Below are 15326 nucleotides of genomic sequence, written 5' to 3' on the forward strand. Positions count from 1 at the left end.
AATACCCGGACGCCGGTCAAGGCATGCGCCTTGACCGGCTTTTTCGTGTCTGCACAGCAGGCGGTGTCTCTCTCGGCAAGCGCGTCGTAAGCTTGCTTACGTAAGCGGCTTGTTGAGAGAGGCGCGCGGCGGGCGAAGCCCGCCACGAAAAAGCCGCAAGGCATTTGCCGCTTCGGCTAAGGGATGCGCAAGCCGACGTGAAAACGGCGGGTTGCGCACCCAGACCTAGTGACAAAACGAGGAAATGGTGCGCAAGCCGCGCAGCAGGTTGAGCACCCAAAGACCGAGAATTTTTCCACTACAAAAGCGAAGCTTTCAAGCTTGAGACGCGAACGACCAATTTCACTTCTCCCGTACGCAATTCTCTATAGCCCGAATCATCCCTACCTGCATCTTTACCAAAGAGCGCATAGGCATGAACACAAATCCCACTTTGAAATCGGTCGTTCATGCACAGCGGGCATAGTTCTGCTGTACCCGAAATCCCCGATAACTCACGACGCATCATGACAGTAATCCATTCGCCCTGCTGCACTGGCACCATCACCGAGGCAACGTGTTCGCTGCAAACCCGGTATAAATCGACCGAAAATGTGTGAGGATAGGAGCGTCCACCCGATACGTTACCCCACGAAAGGACGCGCAATGCTGCACGAAATTACTTTCCCCTCTTTCAACGAACGAGACACCGTTTACGGCTGGATTTACGTTCCGGCGGCGCAGCCGAAAGGCATTGTTCAGCTTGTTCACGGTTTCGGCGAGCATTCCCGCCGCTATCTGCACCTCATCGTCAATCTGTTGGAGGCAGGCTACATCGTGGCAGCTGACGACCACGTTGGCCACGGTAAAACCGCTGTCGAGAACGACCGTTGGGGCGACTGGGGCGACAAGGGCCCGCACACGATGATGGAGGACGAGCACCGCCTGTCCGTGCTTGTGAAAGAAAAATACCCAAACCTGCCACTGTTCTTTTTCGGTCACTCTATGGGCTCGATGATTGGACGAGACTACATGGTGAAATATGGCAACGAACTCGCGGGAATCACCCTGTGCGGCGTGACGGGGCGCTTCCCCGAAACGGACGCGGTGATAGCACGGCTGCAAGAGCTGGTGGCGGCTGGCGAGGGTGAAAACAGCGATCCCGGAATCATCCAGCAGTTCTTCGGCTTTTCTTTTGCCCGCATTCCCGAGGGCGTAAAGATTGGCAACGAGTGGATTTGTGAGGACCCTTACGTGCAAAAGGATCACGCCGAGGACCCTTTTGATGCCTTCACCAAGCCGACGTCGAACCGTTCCATGCTCGATTTCGCCCAGATGCTGAAACAGGTCGAAGGTCCGCAGTGGGCGGAGGCGGTCCCCCAGGACCTGCCTGTTTACCTGATTGCCGGCTCTGAGGATCCCATCGGCATGTTCGGTACCGGGTTCATGGAGGTCGTGAACTGGCTGGAGGATACGGGACACCAGACCCAGGCGCAGCTCTATTTCGGATATCGCCACGAAATCCACAACTACACGGACATAAAAGACGAAGTAGCCTGGGGCATCATCGACTTCTTCGACGATATAGTCGCAGCCTAACTGCATTTAGGAAAAAAATTAATCATCTGGTGGCTAAGCGTCCAGATTGGTTAAACCAACGATTAAAGATATGTAGGCATAGGTTACTCTGAGCACTCACGACATTACACGCCGAAAATAGTGTATTTACACTTGAAATAACCCGCCGTAAAATAGGTATTATATTACTGGTGCGAACCAGAAGGGATATTTCAAATGATTAACGTTCCGCGTCGCCTAATTACCCTGGTCGCAGCGTTTATCCTAGGGTGTTCACTGGGCACATCCAGCACTTTTGCAGATGGTTTCAAGGGTGAGACAGGGCTCACCACCGCCACAACAGCGAAAAATGTAACCTCCACCCAAAACTCCATAGTTTTGCTAAACAACAATGGAAAATACGAGGAGTTATAAACGTGAGCGAAATATTTATTGGATCCAACAATCCGTCGATATACACCCAGCAGATTTCTCACACCAGAATCGATTCTACTTCAGAGTCGAATCTAAGCAATTCTCGTTTACGGGCTATTCTGGGAGACGTTATAGATATTAACAGCGAAGCGCACTTTATCGCTGACGCTTTTAGTAATCTATCTAAAATTGATACTATTCTACACCGTTCAAAGGACTCACTAACTGAACTTGTCACAGATTACAATCATCGCCGGGATTTAATACTTAAAGCCTGCTCAGCAAATGAGGCCTATAAAGCTAACGAACATAAATTGTTAGAAGCTCTCGACTCTGAATTTAGGGAACGCATTTCTAGCTACGCCGACGATTGTGTCGGTCTCATCAACAACGTCGCCACCAAGGCGGCGTCTAGTGACGCCAGCTTGGTGGCTATGGATTGGATTTCCGGATATAAAGGTAGCGAAGGACTATTTCTGCGCGATTCAGAGGCTCACGGCATCAAAACCGATATCATCAGCTTCTTTACTCAGGCTCTCAGCGATTCAAAGGGGAACATCCCCACTGAAAACAACCAACGCTCTGATTATCATGGTCAATATCTCACTGCTGCAGACTTAACCGGATCGTCTTTTTTTCACAAGCTAGAAGTGTTCGCCCGCACAGTTTCATCCAAACAAATGCAGCAAGATAATCTCAGGATTAACGAAGCAAACGAACGTAAGAACCGTCCTCACAATGATGTACTTGCCGCTAAATATGCTTCATCCGATTGGCGCTGGGCTACACGCTTGGATATTAAAGTTTGGCAACATGATTACCAAATCGCCGCAGCACGCCTCGAAGATACTTCTCATTTAGACGGTTTTTCAGATGCGTTAAAACGTATTCTAGGTCGTTTTGACGCCTCCGCCAGTGTATATAACAAATATACCGGTCTTGATCCCGAAGAAGGTCCAAGCCTCGGTCTACAAATCGAAGATGCAGCGAACACCTTGGGTAAAACTACTCTCACGCAAGGTGCAGACACCTTTACAAAATACGTATCTCGCATCGATACAATTGCAAATTCATTGTCTTCAAATCAAAAAGCTCTGTTGGGTGTAATGTATGCAGATGCAGAGTCTATCGGTAACGATAAAGCATTTCTCAAAGTAGATGCTTTTGCTAAAGCATTAGCGACTCATAACTTCCACGGCTTTAAACTTGGCAATATAGGAACCGTCAAAGGAGTACATTTACTCAATCAACTCCGATGGTATCTCGATGATGAATCTAGCACCGGCATTCCTCGGCCCAACTTCTCCAATTCACTCACGCTTAATGAACAGATGGCTATAATTACCAACAAATATTTACCTTGGATGGTGCAGTCAGAACCCACAAAAATGAAACTCGTTGACTCGGCACTACGGAAACTCCATAACCATTAGAGGAACCTATTAGGTACACCCACACCCACCGGCATACCGCGTCGTAGCGAGCATCATCAATCATTGACCGACCGACAAATGCTATTTTAATCAAATTCAAACCTCGTCTTTGGTTTGGTAACACCATCTTTATCTCATATATTGATACAGCTATCCGCTATATGGACAAAACGACTATAGTCGGAGCATGACTACTCAAACAAATACTCGAACTGATAACCAATCCGTAGCGCCAAAAGCGCTTACCCCCGAAGATCGCAGCGCCCTAAAGGCCGTGACGATTTTCCCAGTTCTGATTATTGCGGCAGCCCTGTGGGGATTCTTTTCCCCCGCTACAGCTGGGATGCTTACTCCGCACGTCGCGATTCTTTTGGGTGTCATTATGTTCGGAATGGGTCTGACCCTAACGTTGCCGGATTTTCGTTTGGTATTCACCAGACCGTGGCCCATCCTGCTGGGTGTTGTCGCCCAATACGTCATCATGCCCGCACTAGCGGTATTAATCGTTACTGTGCTACGTCTCCCCGATGCCGTAGCTGTAGGTGTGATCCTGGTCGGATGCGCCCCCGGTGGCACCTCGTCGAACGTGATCTCTTACCTCGCGAAAGCTGACGTAGCTCTTTCCGTCACCATGACCGCGATTTCTACACTGCTAGCTCCCATGATGACCCCGCTGCTGACGCAGTGGCTGGCTGGTAAATATATGCCGTTGGATGCCGGGGCGATGGCGGTGAGCATCGTGAAGATGGTGCTGGTTCCCGTTGTGGCTGGCTTGGTGCTACGACTGGCTTTCCCCAAGTTCATCAACCGAATCCTGCCGGCTCTCCCCTGGATCTCTACCCTGGGTATTTCCGCGGTTTTAGCAGGTGTGGTCAGTGCCTCCGTAGACGCCATCAAGGCAACCGGGCTGCTGGTTTTGGTCGCGGTCATCCTGCATAACATGCTGGGTTACGGCGTGGGATACGGCTTCTCGAAGTTGCTGCGGGCGGATAACCGGGTGTCACGCACGGTCTCGATTGAAGTCGGGATGCAAAACTCTGGCATGGCTGCCACTCTGGCAAAGACCCACTTTGCGATGACTCCCGAAGCTGCCCTGCCCGGCGCTATCTTTTCCATCTGGCACAACCTGTCTGGGGCATTACTCTCGGTCATTTACCGTCGCATGGCTGAACGCGAAGCCGCTCGCAATGCCGAGACATCAACGAATAAATCCCCACAACCTGAGAAAGAGGTTACGACCGCACCCGTAAGTGTGGGCTAAACAACAACCATACAAACAAAATTCTGGATTCAGATAGGGTCGTTCCCACAGAACGACCCTATCTGGCAGTTAAACCGCCCGACCGACCCTTGTGACGTCTCACCGTTCACGCATGGAGACTCACCGCAGGCGGTCCTCAAGCACCGGGGATTCTCGCGGCGCGATTAGCTGCCAGCACCCCATCGGTGCGGGTCAAAGTCAGATGCGCCGTGCCCTTACTGGGAAGCTGCGGCGCGGCGGCAGGAACATTTGGGACATTATGATGCTTCTTTGCGGTCAATCGGTGTATCACCCGAGCCACCACCAGGGGATGACGAGCCTGTACCTTTGCTATCAACATAAGCATCCATTTAGGCAATGACATCGTAATTCCCCTTTTCGGCTATTTCGGCAATAATCTCCTGGACTTCCGCATCCACCCGAGAGGCATCGTCTTTCACCAGCCCCAACCTGGTACGACGCTGCAAAATATCCGCAACATTCATAGCTCCCTCGTGAGTCAGCGCAAAAGCTACCTCGGCACGCGTCACATCGGTACCATCCAAGTATTCCAAAGGTCGGGCAATCTCTGCCTGAGCCACCAGCGGCGCTTCCCTCCCAAACCGACGCACCAGAGGCTTGGGTAAACCCACCAAGGCATCACGCGAAACTCCCCGGAAGTCCGGGTGACGATGCGCCCCGATTATCGGCAAGTCCCTGGTACGGCAAGCTCCGGCGCGAATCCCGCTTGCAGCCAGCACCCGATCCAAGCACTGCTCAGCCATCAGGCGGTACTCCGTGTATTTCCCGCCCACTACAGAAAACGCACCTTCACAGGAACGAATCAGGGCGTGCTTACGCGATACATCTGCCGCTGCCCCTCCCCCACCGTTATCAATAAGGGGTCTTAGCCCGGTAAACGTCCCGATTACATCATCGCAACTCAAGGGCTGTTCAAGAGCGAGGTTGATGTTACGCAGCAGAAAATCGATATCCGCATCCGGAGTCTCAGGCACGTCAGGAATCGGACCGGGATTATCCTCATCCGTCAATCCCAAGTACACCCGATGGTGCGGTGCCGGCAAAATAAACAGATAGCGAGAGATTGACCCCGGCAACGGTACCGTGAGGGAACCTCGCGGATTCCCCAGACGTTCGGCACTGAAAATCAAATGCGTGCCGCGAGAAGGACGGATATGAATATCCGTATCCAGTCCGGCAGCCCACACGCCCGTCGCATTAATGACCGCTCTAGCGGGAATGACCCCCGTCTGACCACGTACCGTGTCGCGGACCTGGACCTCGTGAGCAGACATCCGCAACGCCTCCACGCGGGTCAGAATTTTCGCACCGTAACCGGCAGCGGTCCGCGCGATGGCAGAAACAATACGGGCATCATCCACCATTTGACCATCGTAGTTAACCCAAGCGCCGCGCAATCTGTCTCGTGAAACCGCAGGACACAGCGCCAATGTCTGTTTAGGTGACGCGTAGTGTGAGTGAGGCAAGACTCGACTCGAAGTCCCTGCCGAAATCCGCAGCAAATCCCCGGCGATGAAACCAAGCCGCATCGCGGACTTCTGAAATAAATTCGTATCTGCCCCCAAGGCCGTCACTTGCGGCAAAGAGTGAATCAGGTGTGGCGCCGTACGGGTCATCAAGATTCCTCGTTCCACCGCCGAATTGTGCGCAATCTGAAGATCCATCTTGGCCAGGTATCGCAAACCACCATGCGCCAGCTTGGACGACCAGCGCGACGTCCCGAATCCCAAATCATGTTTCTCAATTAATACCGTGTTCAGCCCGCGGGTCACCGCGTCCAAAGCCGTACCTACCCCGGTGATTCCTCCCCCGATTATCACCAAATCCACCGGTTCGTTCGCGTTCATCACCTCGTCAAGGTCGTTGCGACGCCTTGCCGCATTGAGAGCAGCCGAAAATTTCATGGTAACAAATACTCCTTTAGCAGTACTTCTAGCTGTTTGGTCCACACGTCAGCGTCGTCTCTCACAGCTCGGAAAATATTTTGTTGTACAGCGGCGGTCTGCACTGACACCACCACAATCGCAGCGAGTACACGCGGGTCTTCATCGCGCAACTCAGTGTTACGGGACATCTGTTCCAAAATCTGTGCCAGCAAATCGATAAATCGGGTTTGTACCCGACCTAAGCGTTGGAATTGATAGGTTTGCAACAGCTGCGGATCGCGCTCAATCATGGCAGCGAGCAGCTCATTTTGCTGCAAATCATGAGCGGCTTGTACCAGGATTTTCACCAACTCTTCCACCGTCTGTGGTACCGTTTGCAGCCGCTGCGCCAATGGCAGCAATTCTCGTGTCAGAGTGTCAGCAGCGAGCTGCGTCACATTGTGATAGCGGGCATACACGGTGGGGCGCGATACCCCAGCTTCGCGGGCGACCTGAGCGATGGTGGTGCGCGAAAATCCATTGCGGATGAGGCTATCTCGAGCAGCCTTTTCAATAGCCTGGTCGATAGCCATTTCATCCGGCGTGTGTTCCCGCTGCGGGGATTTGGAGCTGAAACCTGGCGTCTTCATGAGCGTGGCACCAGGTAGTATCCGGCGTGGGGAACGGCTGTGCACTCGATGGCAGAATCAAAGTAGGCGTCTCCGTCCGCATAAGCGGTGACTGCGGGCATCTCGATGCGGATTACCTTGCCACGAGCGGTCTGTGCTTGGGGTAATCTCCACCAGGTGCCGTTACTATAGACACCCGCATGGCGCAACATTCCCAGTTTCGTCAGGTCTCCCAAAATGGAAAGTTCCAACAGTCCGTCTCGAGGATTGGCATGGGGGCACACCTTCAGACCTCCCCCGTATGACTTGGTATTCCCCATTACGCAGGTGGTGATTGGACCGGAACAGACCTCCTGCCCATCGACATAAATGCGGGTATTGTGCGGGCGAAACCGTACCCATTCAATCAAAGCTGCCACAACGTAGCGTGTAGCTCCCCGCGGAAAAGAAATCGTGTTGGCACGAGCCGATGACAATGAATCAAACCCCATGCAGGCAATGGTCCCGAAATACTTCTCCCGCCCTTCCTCATCGCGCATCAGACCGAGGTCCGTGCGGGTGGCGTAACCGGAAGTAATGACCTTGACGGCGTGCCGGGGATCGAGCGGAATACGATACTCCCGAGCGTGATCGTTTCCAGTTCCAGCTGGGATTATTCCCAACGGCACAGTGGTTTTCGCCTGTGCTTGCAAAGCCAGGCTGACCAGACCATCTCCCCCGCACACCACCAGGGCATCCAGAGACCTATCGTCAATGCTGCGCCGAATCAGTTCATCGGACTCCTGGGGGGAGGCTCCCGCCAACACCGTTACTTTCACTCCCGCCTCCGCAAAAGCGCTGTGGGCGAGTTTTGCTGCGGCACTGCTTTTCCCTTTACCCGCAGCCGGGTTCACCAGCAGGGCAATATGCCGAATCTCGTGACGATCAAACGTTTTTTCCATCACTACACCAGCTTCTCTGGGTTCAGTATCCCTACCGGATCAAGTTCGTGTTTAATCGCACGGATAAGCTCCACTGCGGGTGTGCCGATTTCGCCTTTCAGGAACGGACGGTGATCCGTGCCTACCCCGTGGTGGTGTGTAGTTGTCCCTCCCGCATCAATAATTGCCTGGGATGCCGCGTGTTTCACGGGCCACCACTGAGCTTGGGGGTCATCGCCCTTTTGCGCCGCCACCACCGTAAAGTATAGGGAACAGCCTCCCGCATAGACGTGACTGATGTGGCACATAACCACCGAAATCGTGCCGGTTTTAGCAAGCTCCGTAGTTAGGGCTTCTGTCACGGCGGTCTTAAGCCTGGTGATGTTTGACCAGTCAGTAGCGGTCTCCAGGGTTTCGCAGATAGCTCCGTTGTCAATCAATCCGTCACGCAGTACCGGAGCCCCAAAACGTCCCTGTTCCCATTCCCGCACCGGCATTTCGCCCAACGACGTGCCCCCGTGCGCCAGCAGCACTGCCCGCGTTTCTTCATGGCGGGACTTGGTGTGATTTTCGCTGCCCTCAAACATGGTCAAGCACAAGCATCCGACTTTGCTGGTCGCAGCGGAACCCATCGAGTCGGTATTGGACAGGTTCAGTGAGGATTCAATCTCGTCAGAGAGGCGTATCACCGTTGGACCGCAGCCTTCCTGTACTACAGCGCGCACCGCAGCGGCGCCGGCTGCAAAATCTGGGAATCGAAAAGCCTCGTAACGTTTAGTCTGCGGAATCTTGTGCACCTGTAACCGCAGTTTAGTGATAATCCCGAAACTACCCTCGGAACCTAAAAATACGTGACGCAAATCGGGGCCGGCGGCTGACATAGGCGCTTTCCATCCGACTTCCATAATGCCCTTGGGGGTCACCACGGTCAGCGAACGCACCATCTCGTCAAAACGCCCATATCCAGCGGAGCTTTGTCCCGACGACCGCGTCGCCGCGAATCCGCCCAGGGAGGCATAAGGAAAAGACTGCGGATAGTGACCAATCTGCAAACCATACTCGCCCAGCAGCAACTCGGCGTGCGGTCCGGAGAGCCCCGCCCCGAAGGTCGCTTCACAAGACACCGGATCCACGTCCTCAAGCTGGTCAAAGCGGCGCAGGTCAATGCTGATGACTGCCCGCATCCCGCCTTTCTTGGGACTGAGACCACCTACGACAGAGGATCCCCCTCCGAAAGGAACCACCGCAATCTTTTCGCGGCTGCAGAACTTGAGGACCTCCCAGACTTCCGTTTCTGTTCCCGGAGCAACTACCGCGTCGGGAGCTTCAATCACCCGATTCATCCGCCAATCGACCAGGTCAGGGTAGGACTTGCCGCGGGCGCGACGGATGCGTTGCTCTTTGTCGGTGGTGACGTAGCCGGGTCCTACGATTTCCCCAAGCTCTGCAAGGTCAGCATCGCCCAGACGGATTGGGGACAGTTCCGTCTGTGCTGTGGTGCGACGATGCAGCGTCAGCTCCCCTACTCCCAGCAGTTTGTGCAGCAGTTTTTGCACCGAGGCAGACAGCTCTTTGGATTCATCTGGCGTCCCCCACAGGTTGTGCTCCATAGGAGGCAGGGGAACCAAACACTCGGAATTCGTCGAGTCCAAATTAGAATTAAAAGAATCGAAAGAATCAGCGACGTTGCTCATAATCTCAGCTTATCACCTTTACACATTCCGTAAAGGTGATAAGCGATAGATTTTGGCGAGTCGCGACTCCGTACCTTTGGTCGCCACTGAACCCTACTCGTGCAACTTTAGTGACCGAGTTTGCCTAGGATTTCTCGAATTATTTGTGGTAGTCCGGGTTGTGTTGTGGTTTTCTGCCCTTTTGGCATTTTGATGGTTAATTTACAAACGAAACAATGCCAATTGGTCCCCGTAAGGATAGCCCCCGACTACATGACCTTCGTTTTTTCAATGGCTTTGGTCATATCGTGAATCCGCCCGGCAATCGTATGCCGCAAGACCAGCCCGAGCACCAGGTTCGGAATCAGGAACAACAGGATTATCACCAAGTTATAAGCAAAGTCCCCCGCATAAATCCCGGCGATAGCTGAACGCATCAGGTTAATCGCATACGTGGCCGGCAGCCAGGGACTGATGTTTTGGAACCACTGCGGTAGCAGTTCCAGCGGATAGGCGCCGCCAGCGGCAGAAATCTGTAACACCAGCAACACCACGGCTAAGGCTTTGCCTGCATTGGAAAGCGCCACGACCAGCGTATAAACAATATTGGTAAAGACGGTGGAAATGATCCATCCCGCCAAAATCAGCAGGAAGGGATGCGCCGGTTCAATCTCCACGAACACAATCAGCCCAATCATCAGCAAGGTGGATTGAGCCATCCCTATTGCCCAAAACATGAAGTAGCGTCCCAGGTACTCCTGAGCCCCGATGAAGACAGGCTTTTTTACTGCGGCTTTCACGACCGATTTCGCAGCTGGAGTCGGTCTTATTTCGCCCGATTTCGTACTTGGTTCTGCTGATCGTGACGATTCCGCAGCATTCGTATCCGCGCTAGCGGCTGTATCCGGATGTTTCCGGTCTGCAACGCTGTCCAGGTAGCGTTGACCCACATTCGGAGAAATGTCAGTGCGCAGGAATACCCCCGCCAGGAGCGCCCCAACCCACAGGGCTATGACGGTGAAAAGCGGAGCCATGCCCACCCCGAAAGTGGCGACTGGGAACACCGCATTGCGTTGTACTGCTACGGGGGAAGAAATCAGGCGGGCAAAGCTTTTGGGGTCAGCTCCCAACGTCGTTGCGATTTGGTCCAAGTCCACTTCCCCCCGAGTGGACGTTATCTGTTCACGAGCCCGGTCTAGGCGGCTAGCCCCGTCACGCATCTTTTGCGCGGTATCGGCTAGGGTCTTTTGGGAGCGGCGCATACTCGCAATCATCCCGCCTGAACTTTCCGACAGGTCGGCTCGCATCGCCTCTAGGTATGAACGGAAAACTTCCTCATTCTTGCCGGCAGAATCCAGGTTTTCGCGCAGGCTTTCAATCTTTGGCTGCAAGTTGTTCTCGTAGTGGGAACGGGCCGTGTCAATAGCCTGTTGCGCGTCCGACATGGCAAGGTGGGCCGACTCTCTCAGGTCAGAATCGAGAGGCACCCCCCGGTGCAGGTCAGCAGCGATAGTGCCCAGTTGCTTCGACAGGCTTTGTTGGCGAGCAACCGCCGCGTCCATCTCGGCCAGGAACCGGTCTACAGTCGGATCCTTCCCCAGCAAATCCGCCCCGTCCGAGCCCAGTGACTGCTCGATTACGTCCCGAGTCTTTTGGAATCCACTGATTTGTTTATTCAACAAGGTCTGCAGCTCTTCGATTGCAGCAGCGGTGCTTTGGGTGGTGCTATTGGCCGAATCCAGCAAGTTGTCCAACTGATTTTGCAGGTTGGAAATATTGCCTGCGGCCAGGCTCACAGCATCATCGAGCCCAGAGGAAACAACCGCGAAGGGATTATCCGTCCCCCCGGTACTATTGACCCCGGAACCAACTGTGTCGCCAACAGCCTCATCGAAAGAGTCCTGCACCCCCGCAGCCAGCTGCTTAGCCCCTGTGGCCAGGGGCACCGCCGAACCTATCACGGTAGACAGAGAACTGACTGTATTCGCCCCGGAATTCAGTTGTGCACAGAGGGATTCGAGGCGGTTGCTCAGCCGATCCAAGGCCGCCTGAGTGTCGGCAGTGCCCAAGTAGGAGGACACGTCCTCGGCAATACCCACGGCGACTTCGGCCAAGGTTCGCGAAAAAGTCGTGTTAATTTGCGCGGTGACACCCTGAGCGCCTTGCGTAGTGAGATTGGCGGACAGTGGGTTCTTCTTTTCGTTGGTGTACAGCGTGATATCCGCCGGGGCGGCCCCGCCGGCATAGAACGTGAACATGGACTGCGAAAAATCCTCCGGCAACACAATTGCCGCGTAATACTCCCCTGAGCGTGCACCTTCCAAAGCCTGATCTTTGCTGGTCAGAACCCAGTCGAACCGGTCATTCACGGCCAGTTCCTTGAGTACCGTATCCCCCACATTAACTTTGACGTTCAGGAGCTTGCTGGTGTAACCCTCATCGGTGCTGGCCACGGCAATCTGCAAACGTCCCGAATTCGAGAAAGGATCCCAGGTCGCCAGTACGTTGAACCAGGTGAAGAACAAGGGCACGGTAATCAACAGAACCATGAAAATCCGAACCATGACGCTGCTGCGAATCTGGCGGAAGTCGTCACGAATGATAAAAAGTACTTTGTTCATCGTGCTGCCTCCCCGGTTACTGAGGCATCGGTTTCGCCCGTCGGCTTCTCGGTACTTTGATCCGCTGCGTCGTTCCGGGCTAAATCCTGGGATTCGTCCGGGATTTCATCAGCAGATTGGTCCACGGTTTCGTTCTGAGTTTCCTCGGGGTTGTTCCCCGCGCTTTCGCCTCCGATTTCATCCAATGTTCCGACGGCGGTCCCCAGAACGGATTCCACCGCGTCGTCTTCCTGCTCCGACGCGGTAATCAGGTGGCGTTCACCGCGGCTCGAGTTATGTCCGCTGTTCAGGCTCTCCGACCGAGTAGTGGTTTTGGTAGCATTTGCATCTCGCTGGCGGGCGAGGCTCTCGAAAAGCTCATCTTCCGTCAGATGCGACAGCCTTTCGGCCCGTTCTATTGAGCTCTTTAGCGCGACCACGTTAACCAGCGACCCAATAATGACCAGTCCCCAAATCGCTACTATGCCCAGAAGCGCTGGCTTACTGGCGGAGGTGAGCCGGGAAATCAACCCCAGCACAACCAGTCCCAAAATCCCCACGCTGCTCAGTCCATTAATCAAAGCGGGATAACGAGCATTGAAATTTTCTTGACGTCGACTGATACGGGTGGAAAATTCTTTCCGGTTGCCCAGCAGCGCAATGATGTTACTCAACCGATAACCAGGGCTTTGCAGCTGCACGTTTTCATTCACGACCAGTTCAGTGCGAGCCAACTCGTCATAGAACAGCTGGGTGAAGTAACCCAAGCGACGCCTCCCCACAAACCCCAACAGGAACACCGTGACGCTCATAATCAATAAAACCGCCATAACATGCCAGAAACGCCCCTCATAGAACCCGCCGATAGTTTCTCGCATCGCGTTGATACCATAGGAAAACGGGAGCATTGGGGAAAGCTGGCGGAAGAATCCGGGCATGAGCTCAATCGGATAGATGCCCGAGGCGCCGGGAATCTGCAACACCACCAGTAAGATTGCCAGGGCTCGACCAACGTGACTGAGAGCGGCCGCTAAAGCATAGATAATTGCCAAATAACACGGCCCAATCAGCATGGATGTAGCAATAAAAGCGGGAGCATTGACCGCTTGAACTCCCATTAGTAAACTGCCCACGCTGACAATCAACCCCTGCCCTATAGACAGCACACCAGAGAGCATAAATCGTCCCAGATAAGCCGAGCGCAAGCTCAACCAGCCAAAGCCCTCTTTATCGACTTCCACCCGGAAAATAATGACCAGGATAAGCGCACCAATCCACAGGGAAAGATTGATGAACATGGCCGCCATTCCCGAACCATAAGAGTTGATGGGGAAGAGCGTTTGTTGGTCAAATTCCACAGGTGAGGTCAGATAGCGTCCGATATTGGTCGGGTCCAAACCAATGACTTTTTCCAAGGTTCCGGTCCGCAGCGCAGTGGCCAGAGTCGCCACATCGGTTTGCGCCACGCGAGTCGTACTGGCCAGCCCATTCAGGTTGCCCTGCACCTGGTCAAGCACGTTTTGCATGTTCACAATCTGGTCATCAACTCCGTGGGTCAGCGCAGAAATTTCCGTAAGGGAAATTCGCGCAACACCCACCGCGGATTTGATGGCTCCCAGCTGTGCCGACAGCTGCGTCACCCGGGCATTTAATGTGGATGCAGCCTGATTGGACTGTTCACGCAGACCAGTGGTAACTCTTTGCACATCGGTCTGAGCCTGATCAAAGGCTTTCATTAGCGCCTGCAAATCCTCGCTGGCATTTGCCGCATCTGATCCGGTTTTCCCGACCTTAGCGAGCAGATTCTGCATGTCGCTCAGCTGGGAATTCAACTTCGCAGCGAGCTTTTGTGTCTGCGGGTAACCTTGTAAAACCGCAATCTGATCACGCATTTTCGCTGTCGAAGCATTCGCCCGCTGAATACCGGATTGCAGCTGCGAGTTCATTTCGGTGAGTTTACTCGTCGCATTCGATACCGCCGAACCCGCGGCCGCCGAGGACTCATTGAGCGCTTTTTGGGCGTTAATGCTGGCTTGCCCCGCCGTGACCGCGAATTCGGAAGCATCGGAGACGATCGTTCCTAAAATGTCTTGGGAGTTGCTCAAAGCCGCAGAAACATCAGCCAATGCGGGGTCAGCTGCAGCCAGCGCAGCCCGGACTTTTTTCATAGTCTCTAAGGAACCCGTCAGAGACGTACTGGCTGAATCCAAGGCGACTTGCGCATCAGCTAAATCCCGGTTGATACCGCTTAAGGCATCTAAAGCACTACCCTGAGCACCGACAACATTTGCGTCAATCTCTAACCCACCATCGCGCAAAGACTGTGCAATGGCTTCGCCAACCTGGCCTCGGAAAGTAGACGTGATTTGAATATCAAGTTCATTTGCTCCGACATCGGTAATTTTTGGCGCAATAGCACCTTTCTTTTCATTCACATAGTATTCGATGGTCGGCTGGTGGCGTTGACCGCTGAAAATATCTACCAAATCTTTACTAAAGGTCTGAGGGATGACGAAAGTCGCATAAACTTCCCCGGCTCTGATTTTGTGATTGGCCGTGTCCTGATCCGTAAACTGCCAGCCGAGCTGTTTATTCTCGGACAGTTGTTCGACTACTAGGTCGCCAACATTGAGCTGACCAGTCAGTGCAGATGCCGCTCCCACATCATTATTCACTACCGCTATGGGCAGGTTTTCCGTTGCCTTATAAGGGTTCCAAAAGGCCGCAATATTCAGCCAAGTGTAGAGGGCTGGGGTGACTAAGATGCCGATGATGATAATCAGGGACCGCGGAACCGCAATAATCCGCTTCACGTCACGGGTGAACACCCGCCAGCTATCTTTCACTCCCCAATCATAACCCTGTGTTGGAATTCTGGTAGTTCGCGCGGTCTTCCATGCGAAATCCAACATGGAAGATTCCGGGTTCGCGCGGTGTTTTGAGCGTTCACAGC

General features: G+C 53.7%; 11 protein-coding genes. 3 read left to right on the forward strand and 8 right to left on the reverse strand.

Features of this window, described 5'->3' with window-relative positions; translation table 11 throughout:
* Positions 1–298: 298 nt before the first annotated feature.
* The gene (locus HMPREF0573_RS09710) at positions 299–547 is read right to left on the reverse strand and encodes a hypothetical protein (protein WP_146741545.1); all 249 of its coding nucleotides are present in this window, start codon (positions 545–547) and stop codon (positions 299–301) included.
* Between the two features lie 98 nt (positions 548–645).
* On the opposite strand from HMPREF0573_RS09710, the gene HMPREF0573_RS00980 reads away from it, so the two are divergent.
* The 3 genes from HMPREF0573_RS00980 (at position 646) to HMPREF0573_RS00995 (ending at position 4665) form a co-directional block, all read left to right on the forward strand.
* Positions 646–1578: an alpha/beta fold hydrolase gene (locus HMPREF0573_RS00980; RefSeq protein WP_004008200.1), complete on the forward strand. Its 933-nt coding sequence runs from the start codon at positions 646–648 to the stop codon at positions 1576–1578.
* A 395-nt stretch (positions 1579–1973) separates the two neighbouring features.
* Positions 1974–3404: a hypothetical protein gene (locus HMPREF0573_RS00990; protein ID WP_004008202.1), complete on the forward strand. Its 1431-nt coding sequence runs from the start codon at positions 1974–1976 to the stop codon at positions 3402–3404.
* Between the two features lie 187 nt (positions 3405–3591).
* Complete coding sequence (locus tag HMPREF0573_RS00995) at positions 3592–4665, forward strand: bile acid:sodium symporter family protein (protein ID WP_004008203.1); 1074 nt, start codon at positions 3592–3594, stop codon at positions 4663–4665.
* Between the two features lie 136 nt (positions 4666–4801).
* On the opposite strand, the gene HMPREF0573_RS01000 is transcribed toward HMPREF0573_RS00995, so the two are convergent.
* The 7 genes from HMPREF0573_RS01000 to HMPREF0573_RS01030 all read right to left on the reverse strand — a co-directional run bounded on the left by HMPREF0573_RS01000 (position 4802) and on the right by HMPREF0573_RS01030 (position 15219).
* Entirely contained in the window at positions 4802–5029 is a 228-nt protein-coding gene (locus HMPREF0573_RS01000; protein WP_236585920.1) for a LysR family transcriptional regulator, read from the reverse strand.
* A complete protein-coding gene (locus HMPREF0573_RS01005) occupies positions 5016–6590 on the reverse strand; it encodes a glycerol-3-phosphate dehydrogenase/oxidase (protein WP_013188647.1) in 1575 nt (524 codons plus the stop codon). The genes HMPREF0573_RS01000 and HMPREF0573_RS01005 overlap by 14 nt, the downstream gene beginning before the upstream one ends.
* On the reverse strand, positions 6587–7201 hold the full coding sequence (locus HMPREF0573_RS01010; RefSeq protein WP_013188648.1) for a TetR/AcrR family transcriptional regulator: 615 nt from the start codon (positions 7199–7201) through the stop codon (positions 6587–6589). The genes HMPREF0573_RS01005 and HMPREF0573_RS01010 overlap by 4 nt, the downstream gene beginning before the upstream one ends.
* Entirely contained in the window at positions 7198–8121 is a 924-nt protein-coding gene (locus HMPREF0573_RS01015) for a diacylglycerol kinase family protein (RefSeq protein WP_013188649.1), read from the reverse strand. The genes HMPREF0573_RS01010 and HMPREF0573_RS01015 overlap by 4 nt, the downstream gene beginning before the upstream one ends.
* A 2-nt stretch (positions 8122–8123) precedes the next feature.
* On the reverse strand, positions 8124–9794 hold the full coding sequence (locus HMPREF0573_RS01020; RefSeq protein WP_041797854.1) for an FAD-binding oxidoreductase: 1671 nt from the start codon (positions 9792–9794) through the stop codon (positions 8124–8126).
* Between the two features lie 248 nt (positions 9795–10042).
* Entirely contained in the window at positions 10043–12394 is a 2352-nt protein-coding gene (locus tag HMPREF0573_RS01025; RefSeq protein ID WP_013188651.1) for a YhgE/Pip domain-containing protein, read from the reverse strand.
* Complete coding sequence (locus tag HMPREF0573_RS01030; protein WP_041798115.1) at positions 12391–15219, reverse strand: YhgE/Pip domain-containing protein; 2829 nt, start codon at positions 15217–15219, stop codon at positions 12391–12393. The genes HMPREF0573_RS01025 and HMPREF0573_RS01030 overlap by 4 nt, the downstream gene beginning before the upstream one ends.
* Between the last annotated feature and the right edge of the window lie 107 nt (positions 15220–15326).

The organism is Mobiluncus curtisii ATCC 43063, from assembly GCF_000196535.1.
GTDB classification, from domain to species: domain Bacteria; phylum Actinomycetota; class Actinomycetes; order Actinomycetales; family Actinomycetaceae; genus Mobiluncus; species Mobiluncus curtisii.

Excerpts from the sequence above, each read along its gene's own strand:
- HMPREF0573_RS01000 (WP_236585920.1), bottom strand. The coding sequence starts at position 5,029 with ATGTCATTGCCTAAATGGATGCTTATGTTGATAGCAAAGGTACAGGCT.
- HMPREF0573_RS01025 (WP_013188651.1), bottom strand. The coding sequence starts at position 12,394 with ATGAACAAAGTACTTTTTATCATTCGTGACGACTTCCGCCAGATTCGC.
- HMPREF0573_RS01015 (WP_013188649.1), bottom strand. The coding sequence starts at position 8,121 with ATGGAAAAAACGTTTGATCGTCACGAGATTCGGCATATTGCCCTGCTG.
- HMPREF0573_RS00995 (WP_004008203.1), top strand. The coding sequence starts at position 3,592 with ATGACTACTCAAACAAATACTCGAACTGATAACCAATCCGTAGCGCCA.
- HMPREF0573_RS01010 (WP_013188648.1), bottom strand. The coding sequence starts at position 7,201 with ATGAAGACGCCAGGTTTCAGCTCCAAATCCCCGCAGCGGGAACACACG.
- HMPREF0573_RS00980 (WP_004008200.1), top strand. The coding sequence starts at position 646 with ATGCTGCACGAAATTACTTTCCCCTCTTTCAACGAACGAGACACCGTT.
- HMPREF0573_RS01005 (WP_013188647.1), bottom strand. The coding sequence starts at position 6,590 with ATGAAATTTTCGGCTGCTCTCAATGCGGCAAGGCGTCGCAACGACCTT.
- HMPREF0573_RS01020 (WP_041797854.1), bottom strand. The coding sequence starts at position 9,794 with ATGAGCAACGTCGCTGATTCTTTCGATTCTTTTAATTCTAATTTGGAC.